The 14360-nt window shown below is 64.4% G+C and carries 19 protein-coding genes and 1 pseudogene; 12 read left to right on the top strand and 8 right to left on the bottom strand.

Annotated elements, in window-relative coordinates:
- Positions 1–162: 162 nt before the first annotated feature.
- The 6 genes and pseudogenes from LZ536_RS13170 to queE all read left to right on the top strand — a co-directional run.
- Positions 163–222 (top strand): annotated as a pseudogene (locus tag LZ536_RS13170) (GIY-YIG nuclease family protein); the annotation flags it as partial.
- A 77-nt stretch (positions 223–299) separates the two neighbouring features.
- Positions 300–500, top strand: a complete 201-nt coding sequence (locus LZ536_RS13165) for a hypothetical protein (protein WP_431357909.1) — start codon at positions 300–302, stop codon at positions 498–500.
- 3 nt (positions 501–503) lie between these two features.
- Positions 504–1409: an Hsp33 family molecular chaperone HslO gene (gene hslO / locus LZ536_RS03300; RefSeq protein WP_249846868.1), complete on the top strand. Its 906-nt coding sequence runs from the start codon at positions 504–506 to the stop codon at positions 1407–1409.
- A gap of 82 nt (positions 1410–1491) precedes the next feature.
- Positions 1492–1869, top strand: a complete 378-nt coding sequence (locus LZ536_RS03295; protein WP_249846867.1) for a DUF3617 domain-containing protein — start codon at positions 1492–1494, stop codon at positions 1867–1869.
- Between the two features lie 147 nt (positions 1870–2016).
- Positions 2017–2700, top strand: a complete 684-nt coding sequence (gene queC, locus LZ536_RS03290) for a 7-cyano-7-deazaguanine synthase QueC (RefSeq protein ID WP_249846866.1) — start codon at positions 2017–2019, stop codon at positions 2698–2700.
- Complete coding sequence (gene queE / locus LZ536_RS03285) at positions 2697–3329, top strand: 7-carboxy-7-deazaguanine synthase (RefSeq protein WP_249846865.1); 633 nt, start codon at positions 2697–2699, stop codon at positions 3327–3329. Before queC ends, queE begins: the two co-directional genes overlap by 4 nt.
- Positions 3330–3331: 2 nt before the next feature.
- Here queE and LZ536_RS03280 read toward each other — a convergent pair whose 3' ends face one another.
- From LZ536_RS03280 to lipB, 3 genes are all read right to left on the bottom strand, one after another.
- Complete coding sequence (locus LZ536_RS03280; protein ID WP_249846864.1) at positions 3332–3712, bottom strand: hypothetical protein; 381 nt, start codon at positions 3710–3712, stop codon at positions 3332–3334.
- A 96-nt stretch (positions 3713–3808) separates the two neighbouring features.
- Complete coding sequence (locus tag LZ536_RS03275) at positions 3809–4066, bottom strand: hypothetical protein (protein WP_249846863.1); 258 nt, start codon at positions 4064–4066, stop codon at positions 3809–3811.
- Positions 4067–4150: 84 nt separating this feature from the next.
- Positions 4151–4813: a lipoyl(octanoyl) transferase LipB gene (gene lipB, locus LZ536_RS03270; protein WP_249848546.1), complete on the bottom strand. Its 663-nt coding sequence runs from the start codon at positions 4811–4813 to the stop codon at positions 4151–4153.
- 99 nt (positions 4814–4912) lie between these two features.
- On the opposite strand from lipB, the gene LZ536_RS03265 reads away from it, so the two are divergent.
- Complete coding sequence (locus tag LZ536_RS03265) at positions 4913–5710, top strand: DUF7847 domain-containing protein (RefSeq protein ID WP_249846862.1); 798 nt, start codon at positions 4913–4915, stop codon at positions 5708–5710.
- Here the strand turns inward: LZ536_RS03265 and LZ536_RS03260 are convergent.
- From LZ536_RS03260 to LZ536_RS03250, 3 genes are read right to left on the bottom strand one after another with little or no spacing between them, the layout of a single operon-like run.
- A complete protein-coding gene (locus LZ536_RS03260) occupies positions 5662–6309 on the bottom strand; it encodes a GNAT family N-acetyltransferase (protein ID WP_249846861.1) in 648 nt (215 codons plus the stop codon). The genes LZ536_RS03265 and LZ536_RS03260 overlap by 49 nt on opposite strands.
- Entirely contained in the window at positions 6306–7148 is an 843-nt protein-coding gene (gene hemF / locus LZ536_RS03255; protein ID WP_249846860.1) for an oxygen-dependent coproporphyrinogen oxidase, read from the bottom strand. Before hemF ends, LZ536_RS03260 begins: the two co-directional genes overlap by 4 nt.
- Complete coding sequence (locus LZ536_RS03250) at positions 7145–7594, bottom strand: tRNA (cytidine(34)-2'-O)-methyltransferase (RefSeq protein ID WP_249848545.1); 450 nt, start codon at positions 7592–7594, stop codon at positions 7145–7147. The genes hemF and LZ536_RS03250 overlap by 4 nt, the downstream gene beginning before the upstream one ends.
- A gap of 72 nt (positions 7595–7666) precedes the next feature.
- Here LZ536_RS03250 and LZ536_RS03245 point away from each other — a divergent pair, with 72 nt between their 5' ends.
- The 5 genes from LZ536_RS03245 (at position 7667) to LZ536_RS03225 (ending at position 12056) form a co-directional block, all read left to right on the top strand.
- Positions 7667–8563: a sulfite exporter TauE/SafE family protein gene (locus LZ536_RS03245; RefSeq protein WP_249846859.1), complete on the top strand. Its 897-nt coding sequence runs from the start codon at positions 7667–7669 to the stop codon at positions 8561–8563.
- Between the two features lie 126 nt (positions 8564–8689).
- Positions 8690–9256, top strand: coding sequence for a ubiquinol-cytochrome c reductase iron-sulfur subunit (gene petA, locus LZ536_RS03240; RefSeq protein ID WP_249846858.1), 567 nt, complete (start codon positions 8690–8692; stop codon positions 9254–9256).
- 14 nt (positions 9257–9270) lie between these two features.
- Positions 9271–10563, top strand: coding sequence for a cytochrome b (locus tag LZ536_RS03235; protein ID WP_249846857.1), 1293 nt, complete (start codon positions 9271–9273; stop codon positions 10561–10563).
- 15 nt (positions 10564–10578) lie between these two features.
- Positions 10579–11505: a cytochrome c1 gene (locus LZ536_RS03230; RefSeq protein WP_249846856.1), complete on the top strand. Its 927-nt coding sequence runs from the start codon at positions 10579–10581 to the stop codon at positions 11503–11505.
- An 11-nt stretch (positions 11506–11516) separates the two neighbouring features.
- Positions 11517–12056: an adenine phosphoribosyltransferase gene (locus LZ536_RS03225; RefSeq protein ID WP_249846855.1), complete on the top strand. Its 540-nt coding sequence runs from the start codon at positions 11517–11519 to the stop codon at positions 12054–12056.
- Here LZ536_RS03225 and LZ536_RS03220 read toward each other — a convergent pair.
- Both LZ536_RS03220 and LZ536_RS03215 read right to left on the bottom strand, forming a co-directional pair.
- On the bottom strand, positions 12053–12508 hold the full coding sequence (locus LZ536_RS03220; RefSeq protein ID WP_249846854.1) for a MaoC family dehydratase: 456 nt from the start codon (positions 12506–12508) through the stop codon (positions 12053–12055). The genes LZ536_RS03225 and LZ536_RS03220 overlap by 4 nt on opposite strands.
- The gene (locus tag LZ536_RS03215) at positions 12505–14298 is read right to left on the bottom strand and encodes a tetratricopeptide repeat-containing sulfotransferase family protein (protein WP_249846853.1); all 1794 of its coding nucleotides are present in this window, start codon (positions 14296–14298) and stop codon (positions 12505–12507) included. Before LZ536_RS03215 ends, LZ536_RS03220 begins: the two co-directional genes overlap by 4 nt.
- Positions 14299–14360 lie beyond the last annotated feature (62 nt).

Raw genomic sequence — 14360 nt, 5'->3', positions numbered from 1 at the left:
GCCCTTCGACTTCGCTCAGGACGAACGGGGGTTTTGTTGGTGACGACGCCCTTCGACTTCGCTCAGGACGAGCGAATGCTGGTGGCTAGAATTATCTACTCTTGGCAAAGCAAACCCCTCCGCTCGTACTGAGCGAAGTCGAAGGGCGGAGGCACGACGCGAATGCAATTCTGGGCATATCTCCTCAAGTGCAGCGACGGGTCGTTTTATGCCGGCCACACCGACAATCTTGAAGTGCGCCTGGCGCAGCACCAAGCTGGTGAGGGCCTGACTGGACCCGCCGTCGCCGTCCGGTCGAGTTGGTTTGGGCCGAAGCCGCGCCCACTCGTGATGAAGCCTTTGCTTTCGAGCGCCGGATCAAGGGATGGACGCGTGCAAAGAAGGAGGCGCTGGTTGCAGGGGACTCGGGGCGTATCCATTTACTTGCGAAACCGCCCGTGGAACGCCCTTCGACTTCGCTCAGGACGAGCGAGGATGGGAGTCTGGCAAAGAAGGATTGATTGTTGACGCCCGAGCAGACCACCAACCTCGACACCGCTCTTGGCGTTACCATTCCTTCGCGGCATGCGCGGGGGCGATTGGCGCGGCTGGGGCCTTCGCTCGACCGAATCCTAGCCAACCACAACTACCCACGCGTCATAGAGCAATTGCTGGCCGAGGCGCTGGTGCTGACGTCGCTGCTCGGCGCGCTGCTGAAGGACCCCGGCGGGCAGATGACGCTGCAGGCGCAGACCGAGAACGGGATCGTCGACCTTCTGGTTTGCGATTACCGGGGCGGCGAACTGCGCGGCTACGTCCGCCACGACGCCGAGCGGCTGGCCGAGGCGGGGCCGAACCCGAACCTCTTCTCGCTGTTCGGCCGCGGTTACCTGGCCATCACGTTCGACCAACCGGCGTCCGACGAACGCTACCAGGGGATTGTCCCCCTGGAAGGCGAGAGCCTGGCCCATGCGGCGCAAAGCTATTTCAGCCAGTCGGAGCAAATCCCGAGCATTGTCCGGCTGTCCGCCCGCAAAGGCGAACAGGGCTGGGTTGCCGGCGGATTGATGTTCCAGCACCTTCCCGAAGGCGAGGAGGGCCGCGAACGGCTACACACGCGGCTCGATCATCCCGAATGGCCGCATGTCGCCATCCTGGCAGGGTCGGTGAAGGACGAGGAACTGACCGATCCGGCGTTGCCGCTGGAAGACCTGGTCTGGCGGCTGTTCCACGAGGAGGAGGAAGTCCGCACCCTCGAACCCGTGTCATTGAGCCGCGGCTGCCGCTGCGACCCCGACTATGTGAAATCGGTCATCGCCCGCTTTCCCCTTGAAGAGCGGGAGGCGATGGTCGGTGAGGATGGCTTCATCCGTGTCGATTGTGCCTTCTGCGCAACGGATTTCCCAATCGCGCTTGAAGACGTGGCATAGAGGCTGGATTTTCTTAACTAACTTTCGTTAAATAGTCATGTTGAGCTGACGCATGAAGAGAAAGTTAATCAAAGCTAGCCTCGTGGGCGCGGCAATCGGGCTGACTGCGGCGACGCTGCCACCGGTCCTGTCGGCATCCGGCGGGTTGTGGGAGGTCAGCAAGTCGGCGACGGGCGCGAATGCCGAGAAGCTTTGCGTGCCGCAGGCCGTGGCCCTGTCCCAGTGGGAGCATCGCAAAGGCCAATGCACCCGAGTCGTGATTTCCTCCACCGACACCGAGGCAGTGATCCATTACACCTGCACCGGCGGCGGCTTCGGTCAGTCGAAGATGCGGGTGATCACGCCGCGCACCTTGCGCATCGAGACGCAGGGCATCTCCGACGGTTTCCCGTTCAGTTATACCCTGCACGCGCGCCGCGTTGGCGACTGCCCGGCTGCAAAGACAGCCATCGCTCATTAAGGCCCCGTTTAACCAACGTGGGTTAGGATGTGCCCGTGCCTGTTTTTCGGCACGCTTTCCTCCCTATCGAGCGCTTGTCCGCTCGACACTGGGGCCGCTTTTGCGGCCCCTTCTTTTTGGCGGCCCGAACGCCTAGATGCCCGCGCGATGAATTCGGAACGTAAAAAGGCGGTGGTGCTGCTGTCAGGCGGGCTCGATTCCATGGTCTGCGCCGGGCTTGCCCGCGAGGCCGGGTTCGAGGTGCTGGCTTTGACCGTGGACTATAACCAGCGGCACCGCGTTGAGCTGGAAGCCGCCAGGCGCATCGCGGCTGGATTGGCCGACCGCCACATCATCCTGCCGATGGACCTGTCCGCTTTTGGCGGTTCCGCCCTGACCGACGACATCGACGTCCCCAAGGAAGGCGTCGGCAAAGGGATTCCGGTCACCTATGTCCCGGCGCGCAACACGGTCTTCCTGAGCCTGGCTTTGGCCTGGGCGGAAGCGGCAGGCGCTCGCGACCTGTTCGTTGGCGTCAATGCGCTCGATTATTCGGGCTACCCGGACTGCCGGCCGGAGTTTGTCGCCGCCTTCCAGGATCTCGCCAACCGCGCCACCAAAGCCGGAGTCGAAGGCGATCCCTTCACCATCCACGCGCCCTTGCTGCACATGACCAAGGCGGACATCGCCCGCGAGGCGGACCGGCTGGGGCTGGACGCGGGCATGAGCCATAGCTGCTACGATCCGGCAGAGGACGGCGCGGCTTGCGGCGAGTGCGACGCCTGCCGCCTGCGTGCCAAGGGCTTCGAGGACGCGGGCCTGCCCGACCCGACGCGATACGTGGCGGCATGAGCTACGCGGTCAAGGAAGCCTTCCTGACGCTGCAGGGCGAGGGGGTGCAGAGCGGCAGCCGCGCCGTCTTCCTGCGCTTCGCCGGCTGCAATCTGTGGAGCGGGCGCGAGCAGGACCGGGCGGAGGCGCAGTGCAATTTCTGCGACACGGATTTCGTCGGTACGGACGGTGAGGGCGGCGGCAAGTTTGCCGATGCGGATGCGCTGGCGGCGCACGTCGCGACTTTATGGGGCGAGAAGGCCGACAAGCGGCTGGTCGTCGTCACCGGCGGCGAACCGATGCTGCAACTGGACAAAGCCCTGATCGATGTCTTGCACGCGCACGGCTTCAGGGTCGCAGTGGAGAGCAACGGCACGTTGCCCGCGACGCCGGGAATCGACTGGCTCTGCATCAGCCCCAAGGGGTCGACCGAGGTCGTCCAGCGCCGGGGCGACGAGCTCAAGCTGGTGTGGCCGCAGCCGGAAATCGACCCGGCGGCTCTGGAGGAATGGGATTTCAGGCACTTCCTGGTGCAGCCGATGGACTGCGCCGATGGCAAGGCTGCAATGGACGCGGCGATCGCGCTGGCGATGGAGCGGCCGAAATGGCGCCTGTCGCTGCAGGCGCACAAGGTCGTGGGACTGCCCTAAGCCTAGTTGGCGTTGGTTTCGGTCGGCTGGGTTGCCGGGGCGGCCGGCGGCGTCGCTGGGGCCGGAGCAGCCGTGTTGTTGTTGCTGCTGCTGTTGCCCTTGTCATTCGCGCTCTTGCTGGGGCTGCCGCTTCGCGTCGATGAGCGCGCGGGATTGTCAGCGCCTTCATTGTCGCTGTCGGGAAGCGGGGCGTTGATGTCGACGTCGGCGGCCATATTGGCGTCGGCGCCGGTGGCCGCATCGATCGCGGTCGTGTCGTTGGTCGAGAAATCCTGGGCGCTGACGGTTTCATCCAGCGCGCTAGTATTGCCGGTCACGTCCTTCTTCCCGCAGCCGGCAAGCGCCAGCGAGGTTGCGGCGAGGACGAAGACGAGTGCGCGCATTCGGGAAGCTCCGGTGCAGAAATAAAAAGAGGCTGCCGGCATCTACCGGCAGCCTCTTAAAATGCCAACGCCTCCATGACGGAGGCGGACAAGCGATTACTGAGCGTTGTTGGCAGCAGCGTTCGCAGTGTTGGCAGCGGCATTGGCCGTGTCAGCAGCAGCGTTGGCAGTGTCAGCAGCGTTCATCGCCGAATTGGCGTCAACCGCGTTCATGTCGGTGTTCATGGTGTCGTTGGCCAGGACCTCGTTGGTGGTCATGGTATCATCGACGTTCATCGTGTTGTCGGCGGCTTCGTTCTTGCTGCAAGCCGAAAGCGCCAGGGCCGCACCGGCGACCAGGATAAGAGCACGCATTCAAAACTCCCTAATTATCTTCGATCTGGATCGAGGGTCCCCCGTCACAAATCGCGCGCACAATAGTCGCAAGGTTCTGTAGCCTCAAGGCACTTTGTCACTGGCGGGCAATTCAGCGAGAAATGCCGGAAATGCGGCCTCCAGCGCGCCATCGAGCTCCGCCATTTCAGCATCGACGTCCAAAGCCTGCAGGCTGGTGACCCCGAAATCGCTGATTCCACAGGGGACGATCCCACCGAAGTGCGAGAGGTCCGGTGAAATGTTCACGCTGAAGCCGTGCAGCGTCACCCAGCGCTTCACGCGGACGCCGATGGCGGCGATTTTCGCTTCGTTCGCGCCTTCGCCGACCCAAAGGCCGATGCGGCCCGGCTCGCGGCGCGCCTTTACGTCCAGCTGGGCGAGGGCGGCAATGATCCAGCCTTCTAGCGCGTGGACGAAGCAGCGTATGTCCTTCCCGCGTTTTTCGAGGTCGAGCATCAAATAGCCGACGCGCTGGCCGGGGCCATGGTAGGTGTAGCGGCCGCCGCGCCCGGCCTCGAACACCGGGAAGTGCAGGGGGTTCATAAGCTCGTCGGCGTTGGCGCTGGTGCCGGCGGTGAAGAGCGGCGGGTGCTCGACCAACCAGATCAGCTCGTTCGCTTCGCCGGCGCGGATGGCCGCGGCGCGCGACTCCATCGCCGCGAGGGCGTCCTCGTAAGGCGTCAGGCCCTCGCTGACCTGCCATTCGACGCCGGCAACCTGCTTCATGGCGGGCGAGATGGCGCCCAGCGAACGCGGACGCAAGCGCGATTGCGCGGCGCAGCCAGGCTCCGCATAAGGGCTGAAAGGCGAATGGGGAGGAATTGCGTGGGAAAGTTGTCCTTGTCGAAGGCGTGGGACGAAACCCGGGACGTGCTGACGCGCGACGGCAAGCTGCTGGGCGCGGTGGCGCTGGCGCTCGTTTTCCTGCCGGGCGTGATCGCCGGGGTCATTGACCCCAAGCAGACTCCGGCGACCATCGTCGCCGGCGGGATGACGAGCTGGCTTTTCCTGATTTCAGCGCTGATCGGCCTGGTTGGGCAATTGGCGATGATTCGGCTGGCGCTTGGACCGGCGACGAGCGTCGCCGACGCGATTGCGCACGGCCTCAGGCGGATGCCTGTCTATCTCGCAGGGACCATGCTGTGGATGCTCCCGCTGATCATCCTGATGGGCGTCTTCGGCAGGCATTTGTTCGACGATCCGGAGGCGGTGTCGGGCACGGATGCGCTCATCACCGTCCTCGTCGTCTGCGTACTGCTGTTCATGACCGTGCGGATGATCCTGATGTCTGCGGTGGCGAGCGCCGAGCATCTCGGGCCGGTCGCGATGCTGAAGCGGGCCTGGGCGCTGAGCAGCGGCAATTGGTGGCGGCTCTTCGCGTTCGTGCTGATGCTGGGCTTTGCTGCCATCGTCCTTTTGGGTGCGGTCGGCGCGATCGCGGGGATCGTCGGCCAGCTGCTGTTCGGCGAGCCGGAGGCCATGTCCGTGTCGGCCCTGTTCATTGCGCTGTTCACGGAGCTGGTCTCGGCGATGATCACGACGGTGTTTGTTGTCATGGTCGCCCGGCTCTACGCTCAGGGATCCGGGCTTTCGACGGTCAGCGTTCCAAGCAGCGGACATTGAGGCGCTGAGTCCGGCGGCAGGTCGCCGGTAAGGCGTGGATCGGTGAAACGCTCGATCCCGCGCTTGTAGGGCACGAACCCGGCGCGGCGGTAGGCGGCGACGGCGGCAGGATGGTCGAGCGTGCAGGTGTGAACGTGGACGCGCTTCACGCCTTCGCGCCAGGCGAGGCGGACTGCATGGGCCAGCAGCCAGCGGCCGTGGCCCCGGCCGGAAAGCTCGGGCACGAGGCCGACGAACGCAAGTTCGCATTGGCCGGGCTGGCGGAAATCCAGTTCCAGCATGCCGACGACCGCTTCGACGGCGGCGACTTCGTAGAGATGGATTTCGCGGTCGCCAATGATCGCCTGGAGGTCGGCATCTTTGAGCTTAAGGCGGGAGAACCAGAGCCATGGTGCGCCGACCTTGCGGAAGAGCGCGCGATACTGGTTGACGGTCGGTTCGGCGACGCGGCGCAAGCGAAGCGCGGATTCGGGAACTTCGGTTGCAGGCGGCTCGAGCATTTCGAGGTAGGTGACGACCGCCGCCAGCTGGCCGTCAGGCAGGTCTTCGAGCGGCCGCCCTACCGCCATGCACCCCGGCATGTCGGGTCGGCCGCTCATTTCCACTTCGCCACGGGCGGAAGGCTCATGAGGATGGCGTCGATATTGCCGCCGGTCTTGAGGCCGAAGAGCGTGCCGCGGTCGTAGAGCAGGTTGAACTCGACGTATCGGCCCCGGAATTCCAGCAGGCGCTCCAAATCCTCGTCGGTGAACGGCGTATCCATCCGCTTTCGGACGATTTGCGGGAAAATGTCGAGGAAGGCCTCGCCGACATCGCGGGTGAAGGCGAAATGCTCGTCGAAATGGCCTTCGAGCCGGTCGTAGAAGATGCCGCCGACGCCGCGCGCGACCTGGCGGTGCGGAAGCCAGAAATACTCCTCCGCCCACTTGGAGAAGCGCGGATAGAAGGTCGGGTCGTGCGCGGCGCAGGCGGCGCGCAGGCGGGCGTGGAAGGCGTCCGTATCCTCCTCGTAGGGAATGGCTGGGTTGAGGTCGGCGCCGCCGCCGAACCAGCGCTTTGTCGTGGTCAGGAAGCGAGTGTTCATGTGCACGGCCGGGACATGCGGATTGGCCATGTGGGCAACGAGGCTAATGCCGGTGGCGAAGAAGCTCGGGTCTTCCTCGGCGCCGGGAATCGAGCTGGCAAATTCGTCCGAGAAGGTGCCGCCGACGGTCGAGACGTTGACGCCGACTTTCTCGAAGACCTTGCCGGTCATCTGGCCGCGGACGCCGCCACCCCCGGGCTCACCGCTTTCGTCGGTGCGGTCCCAGGGCGTGTATTCGAAGCTCGCGTCGCTACCGGCTTCCCGCTCGATCGCCTCAAAGGCGGCGCAGATGCGGTCGCGGAGCGATTCGAACCAGTCGCGGGCGGCCTGCTGCTGGTCGTCGAGCGGTTTCATCGGGGCAATTCTCCGGTCTGGCGCAATGCCTCACCCAAGGCGAGGGCGGCGGCCATGGCAAGGTTGAACGAGCGCACGTCGGCGCGGATCGGGATGCGCAACCTCGCATCGCTGGCGGCCGCGACATCGGCGGGAACGCCGCCGCTCTCCTTGCCGAACAGCAGCAAGTCGGTCGGTTCGAACTCGAAATCGTAAGGCGACGCTTCGCCCTTCGTGGTGAACAGTACCAAGCGGCCCGGGGTGACTTCGCGGAAGGCGTCGAAGGAGCGATGCCGCGAGACGTCGACATGGTCGATATAATCCATGGCAGTCCGACGAACCCTCTTGTCGTCCCATTCGAAGCCCATTGGTTCGATGAGGTCGACCGGCACCCCCATGCAGGCGCCAAGCCGCATGACGGCGCCGACGTTCCCGGCGATCTCAGGCTCGAACAAGGCGATGCGCATCGCGGGCCCATAGCCGCGCATGTGCCATTCATCTAGGATGCCATCACCATCCGTGGCTCGAAGGGGGCGGCCATGCTGATTGCGCTTCTCGTTCCGATTACGCTTGCCGCCATTGTTTGTCTGGTGGCGCTCCTGCGCGCCGCCGTTCGCCAGAAGGCGACGCCACGGCCCGAGGCGCTGCTCGTCGGCGCGGTCGTCAGCTTTTTCGATACGCTGGGGATCGGTTCGTTTGCGCCAACCACGGCCTGGCTCAAGTTCCGCAAGATCGTCCCGGATGCGCTCATTCCGCAAACCATCCTGGTCGGCCTGACACTACCGGCGGTGCTGCAGGGCTTCATCTTCCTGATCCTGCTGGGAGTGAGGGTCGACGCAGTCCTGCTGGTCGGCTGCATCCTTGCATGCGTCGTCGGAGGGCTGCTCGGAGCGCCGATGGTGACAAAGTCGCGCGTCTGGGTGGTTCAGATGATCGTTGCGATCGGCCTGACGCTAGCCGCCGCGGCGTACACGCTCACCAACCTGCACCTGATGCCCGGCGGTGGCACTGAAACCGGCTTGCCAATGGGCCTCACCATACTCGCGATCGCGGCGAGCTTCGGCTTTGGCATCCTGCTGAATTTCGGTGTCGGCAATTATGCGCCGACGCTGGTCCTGCTGAGCCTGATGGGAATGGATCCGCGGCTCTGCTTCCCGATCATGGCGGCGAGCGCCGGCCTTATGGGCGCGACGGCCAGCGTCCGTCACATCCAGATTGGAAAGATGGACTTGAGGATTGTCCTGGCCCTGACGCTCGGTGGTCTTCCGGCCGTCCTGGTTGCCGCCTTGATCGTCAAGCAGATGCCTGTCGAGACGCTCCGCTGGCTCGTGATCGTCGTCGTTCTTTACGCCGCCGCAGTCATGGCGCGCTCGGCGTGGATTGGACGCAAAGGCGAGTTGGTAGTGCTGACGCCGGAAGAGGTTGCAGCCCAATAATTCCGCCCTTGGCAGCACCAAAACCGCCCGCTATCAGCCGTGCAACTTTCGCGACGGCGACGCCGCTCGCGGACGTACGCTTTCAAGCCCGTCCGGGCATTGGCAACCGACGTTCTAAGGGTGAGCATGGCCGCGCAAGAAGGAAATATGGTCTCGCAGGTGGGGGAGGACCACAGCCTTCGCCGCCGTGATTTCATCAACATCGCCGCAGTGAGCTTTGCCGGTGTCGGCGCCGCCGCGGTCGTCCTGCCCCTGGTCAGCCAGATGAGCCCGTCGGCCGACGTGCTGGCGCTGGCTTCAACCGAAGTCGACATTTCCAAGATCGCGCCTGGCCAGGCCATCAAGACCGTATGGCGCAAGCAGCCGGTGTTCGTCCGCAACCTGACGCCGCAGGAAATCGCGGCGGCCAATGCCGTCGATGTCAGCACCCTGCGCGACCCGCAGACGCTGGCCGAGCGCACCAAGCCGGGCAAGATGAACTGGCTGATCACCATGGGCGTCTGCACCCATCTGGGCTGCATCCCGCTCGGCACCGGCGAAGGCGAGAACCGCGGTCCGTTCGGCGGCTATTTCTGCCCGTGCCACGGATCGGCCTACGACACGGCGGCCCGCATCCGCCAGGGACCGGCGCCGCTGAACCTGCAGGTGCCGGAATATGCCTTCACGTCCGACACTGTCGTGACGATCGGTTAAAGGGGAAAACGGGGATGAGTTTCGCCTGGGCAAAGCCCTACGAACCGAAGACTGGCCTTGGCCGCTGGTTCGACGAGCGCCTGCCGCTTCCGCGCCTGGTCTACGGCGCGATCGGCGGCGGCTATCCGGTGCCGCGCAACCTGAACTACTGGTGGAATTTCGGCGTCGCCGCCGGCATCTTCCTGACCGTCCAGATCGTCACCGGCATCGTGCTTGCGATGCATTATTATGCGTCGGCGGACGGCGCCTTCAATTCGATCGAGCACATCATGCGCGACGTGAATGCGGGCTGGTGGCTCCGCTACGCGCACATGAACGGCGCCAGCTTCTTCTTCATCGTCGTCTACGTCCACATCTTCCGCGGCCTCTTCTACGGAAGCTACAAGGCGCCGCGCGAGCTGGTGTGGATGCTCGGCCTCGTCATCTATTTGCTGATGATGGCGACGGCGTTCATGGGCTACGTCCTGCCCTGGGGGCAGATGAGCTATTGGGGCGCGCAGGTCATCACCGGCTTCTTCTCGGCCTTCCCGGTCGTCGGCGAGCCGATCCGCGTCTGGTTGCTGGGCGGCTATGCGCCTGACCAGGCGGCGCTGACCCGCTTCTTCTCGCTGCACTACCTCCTGCCGTTCGTGATTGCGGCGGTGACGGTCCTGCACATCTGGGCGCTGCATATCCCGGGGTCGAACAACCCGACCGGCGTCGATGTGAAGACCGAGAAGGACACGCTGCCCTTCCACCCGTTCTATACGGCGAAGGACGGCTGGTTCGCCGGTGCGCTGTTGTTCGCTTATTGCGTGCTGACCTTCTTCGCGCCGAACTATCTGGGCCATCCGGACAATTACATTCCGGCCAACCCGCTGGCGACGCCGGCGCACATCGTGCCCGAATGGTATTTCTGGCCATTCTACGCGATCCTGCGCAGCTTCACCGTCGACGTCATCATCCCGGCCAAGCTGTGGGGCGTGACGGCGATGTTCGGCTCGATCCTGCTGCTGTTCTTCCTGCCGTGGCTCGACAAGTCGCCGGTCCGGTCGGGCAGCTATCGCCCGGTGTTCAAGCGCTTCTTCGGCCTGCTGATCCTCGACGTGCTGGTGCTCGGCTATGTCGGCGGCGCGCCGATCACGCCGCTGAACATCGCGCTCGGCCAGCTGGCGACCGCTTATTATTTCGCGCACTTCCTCATCATCCTGCCGCTCGTTTCGAAGTTCGAAACGCCGCTGCCGCTGCCGAGCTCGATTTCGGAAAGCGTGCTGCACGGCGAGAAGGCGGAAGCCGCGCCCATCGGCCAGACGAAGCCGGCGAATTAAGGGGAACAGGGGACCATGGTCCGTATTCTTGGCTTTCTTGTCGGCCTAGTCTTCGCCGGCGTTGCGGTGATCAGTTTCTTCGTGAACCTGGTCGGCAACATTCAATCCCCGCCGGAAGCGACGGCGGAGGAGGAATATCACGTCCATCCGAAGGCGCTGCATTTGCAGTCCGACGGTCCGTTTGGCAGCTTCGACCGCCAGCAGGTCCAGCGCGGCTTCCAGATCTACAAGGAGGTCTGTTCGGCCTGCCACTCGATGAAGCTGGTGGCGTTCCGGGACCTGCATGAGCTTGGCTATTCGGAAGCCGAAGTGAAGGCGATCGCCAACCAGTGGGCGACCGAAGTTCCCTCGGTCAATCCGGACACGGGCGAGCCCGCGACCCGCAAGGCGACGCCGGCGGATCACTTCCCGGCGCCTTATGCCAATGAGACCGCGGCGCGCGCGGCCAACAACAATGCGCTTCCGCCCGATTTGTCGCTGATGACCAAGGCGCGCCATGGCGGCGCGGCCTATGTCTATTCGATCCTGACGGGCTACCGGAACCAGCCAACCGAGCTGGTGAAGAAGTTCCCGGGCGCGAAAACGCCGCAGGGCCTGCACTACAACCCCTATTTCGCCAATCTGAACATCGCCATGCCGCAGCCGCTGGTGAGCGATGGTCAGGTGACTTACGCCGAGGGCAATCCGAAGCCGACGGTCGACCAGATGGCGAAGGACGTGTCCGCGTTCCTGGTGTGGACGGCCGAGCCGAAGCTTGAGAACCGCCATCACTATGGCTGGGCGGTGCTCCTGTTCCTCCTGGTCGGGACGGTCCTGGGCTATCTGAGCTACCAGAACATCTGGGCCGAGGCGAAGCGCAAGGTCGCTCCGGTCGGGCCGCTGGATCCGGTCAACAAGGCCAAACGCACCCGGGCCACCAAGAAGGCCGGCGTCGCGGGCTAAGCGAGGTTTGCGTGACCAGCGCCAACGATGATTTGAAGGCGCTGGTCCGCACCATCCCGGACTTTCCGAAGCCCGGTATCCAATTCCGTGATGTCACCACCCTGCTGCTCGACGGGCGCGGATTCGGCTTGGCCGTCGAGCGGTTGGCCGCGACGGTCGGCGAAGCGCCGGACCTGGTTGCCGGCGTGGAGGCGCGGGGGTTCATCCTCGGCGCGGCGCTGGCGCGCGAGCTCGGCTGCGGCCTGCTGCTGATCCGCAAGGACGGCAAGCTGCCCGGCGCGACCATCGCCGAAGATTATGCCCTGGAATATGGCACCGACCGGCTGGCGATGCATGTCGATGCATGTTCGGCGGGAGCGAAGGTGCTGTTGGCCGACGACCTGATTGCAACCGGCGGGACAGCGCTCGCCGCGGCTCGGCTGATCCGGCGCGCAGGCGGCCATGTCGTCGGTGCGCGCTTCCTCATCGATTTGCCGGACCTCGGCGGCGCGGAGGCCCTGCGCGCCGAGGGGATCGACGTCGCTAGCCTGATAGAATTCGAGGGCGACTAAGCGTCCGCGTCGGGGTTCCGGCGCATCAGCACGATGGATGTGTAGGTCATGACCGGGACGTGGTCCTGGTTGGTGACGATGGTCTGGGTGCGGACGCTGCCGATTTCGGGCTTGGAGCGCGAGGGCGTCTTTTCGACGACGGTGCCGGTCACGGTCAGCGTGTCACCGGGATAGACCGGCTTCTGCCAGCGCAAATCATCGACACCCGGCGAACCGAGGCCAGCCTGTTGGTCTTCCGTGATCGCGTCGACGATGACGCGCATCGTCATGGCGGCGGTGTGCCAGCCGCTGGCGGCGAGGCGGCCGAAATGGGTCTTGGCGGCTTCCTCGTCGGACAGATGGAAGGGCTGGGGGTCGTATTTGCGCGCGAATTCGAGGACTTCCTCGCGCGTCACCTCATAGGTGCCGAAGACACGCTCGGCCCCGACTTCCACGTCGTCCCAGTAGATCATGACTGCCAATCGTCCAGTGCGCTGCCAAGAGCCGTCTTCATCGGGCCGAGCCATTGCTCGTAGGGCTTGTACTGGTTGAGGCCCTTGCGGTTGATCGGCTGGCGAACCTGCTCCGCGCTGATCGTCCGGACGGAGCGCTCGTTCGAATGGAAGTTGAGGACGGCCTCGTCGAACGGCAGGCCGAGATAGTCGAGCAGGTTGCGGACTTCGCCTTCGGTATCCTCGACCAGCCGCTCGTAAATGGCGCGATGGATCTTGCCCGGCTGGAGGCTGTCGACGAGCCGGAGCAGCCGGACATAGTCGGCATAGTAGAGGCCCATGTTCTCCATCGAGTAGCTGTGCTCCAGCCCGCGGCCGTAGAGCTGCTTCCAGTTGGAAAAGCAGCAGTCGAGCGGGTGCCGGCGCATATCGATGATCTTGGCGTTGGGCAGGATCTTGCGGATCACCCCCGCGTAAATCCAGTTGTTCGGCATCTTGTCGGTGAACCGGGGCTTGTCGGTCAGCCGGTAAACGCTGGTGCGCCGCAAATAGTCCTCGCCGAGCTCGCGAAGCTCGCCGGCACTCATCCTGCGCAGGAGTTCGTTGAAGGAAATCCCGCGGCGCTGGGCGACCTCGCCCTGCTCACGGATGATCGTCGGCAGCTCCGTGAGCTCGGCCGTGCCTTCGATGTCCGGATGGGAGTCGAGGATCTGCTCCAGCAACGTCGAACCGGACCGCTGAATGCCGATTACGAAGATCGGTTCGGCCGATTGGCACGCATTCTTGGCGCTCCCCGACAGGAATTCCTCGCTGTAGCAATCGGCGGCCTGGTCGACCCATCCTCTGATGCGCTCCGGCCGGTAGGTCGTCGATGCATTTCGCAGGCGATTGGCCGCGTCATAATGGTGGAAGGAACGCTCGATTTCCTTGCGGTCCTCAAACGCCTTGCCGAGCGCAAAATGCAGGCGAACCCGGTTCATTACGTGCGCCTGGGGCACCGTCAGGCCCTTTTCCATTGTCGCGATGTCGGCGTCGCGGAACTTGACGGTTTTGAGGTTGGCCAGGCTCCACCAGGACGTGCCTTCGAAGGGGGCGCCGGCGAGTACGGCCCGATAGGTCGCAACCGCCTCATCCGCCCGCCCGAGCGTACGGAAGGCGTGGCCTAGGCGGATGCGGTAATTTTCGTTCCGCTGCTCGGTCGCGACCAGCTGCTGGAGGACGGCGACCTCCTCTTCCTGGCGGCCAAGATCGCGAAGTATGCTCGCGCGCAACGACATTGCGTTTGCGGTGGCACGCGCGTCGGGCGCGAGTTGATCGAATACGGCCAGTGCCTCAATCGAACGCTTAGCGCGATGTAGGTGCTCACTGAGCGTCATGCGCGCCGACACATCCTCGGGCGCGACTTCGACCGCCCTGCGAAGCAGGGATTCGGCAACCTCGTATTCGCTTTCGGTGGAGAATTGCAGGCCGAGCATGACGAGCGCGACAACGTCGGTTTCGTCACGCGCAATGATCGATTCGAGGATCGCGATGGCGCGCTTCTTTTCGCCGTTGGCAATGGCGCGCGCGGCTTCGCGATGGGCGGGACTGCGGGTCGAAAGCTGAACCGCTTGCCGCTCGGCCAGCGTGGCTTCGTCAGCCTTGCCAAGCTTGCGCAGAGCGGCGCCGAGCAGGCGCAAGGCCGCCGGATCGTCTGGGTGCGATTCCAGCAGGCGCCGGGCCTGCTTTTCAGCCGTCTTTGGGTCGGATGCCAGCAACTGCCGCGCTTGTTTCAACGCAGCATGGGGATCGGCAATAATTGAAGCTTTCACGCCCACTTAGCTCTACCCGGCCATGCTCACGCAGTGGGCGGTAGCATGGCCGGTCGAGCGGC

It is taken from the genome of Sphingomonas alba, assembly GCF_023516555.1.
In the GTDB taxonomy this organism is placed as follows: domain Bacteria; phylum Pseudomonadota; class Alphaproteobacteria; order Sphingomonadales; family Sphingomonadaceae; genus Sphingomicrobium; species Sphingomicrobium album.
This window is presented reverse-complemented; position numbering and strand designations above follow the sequence as displayed.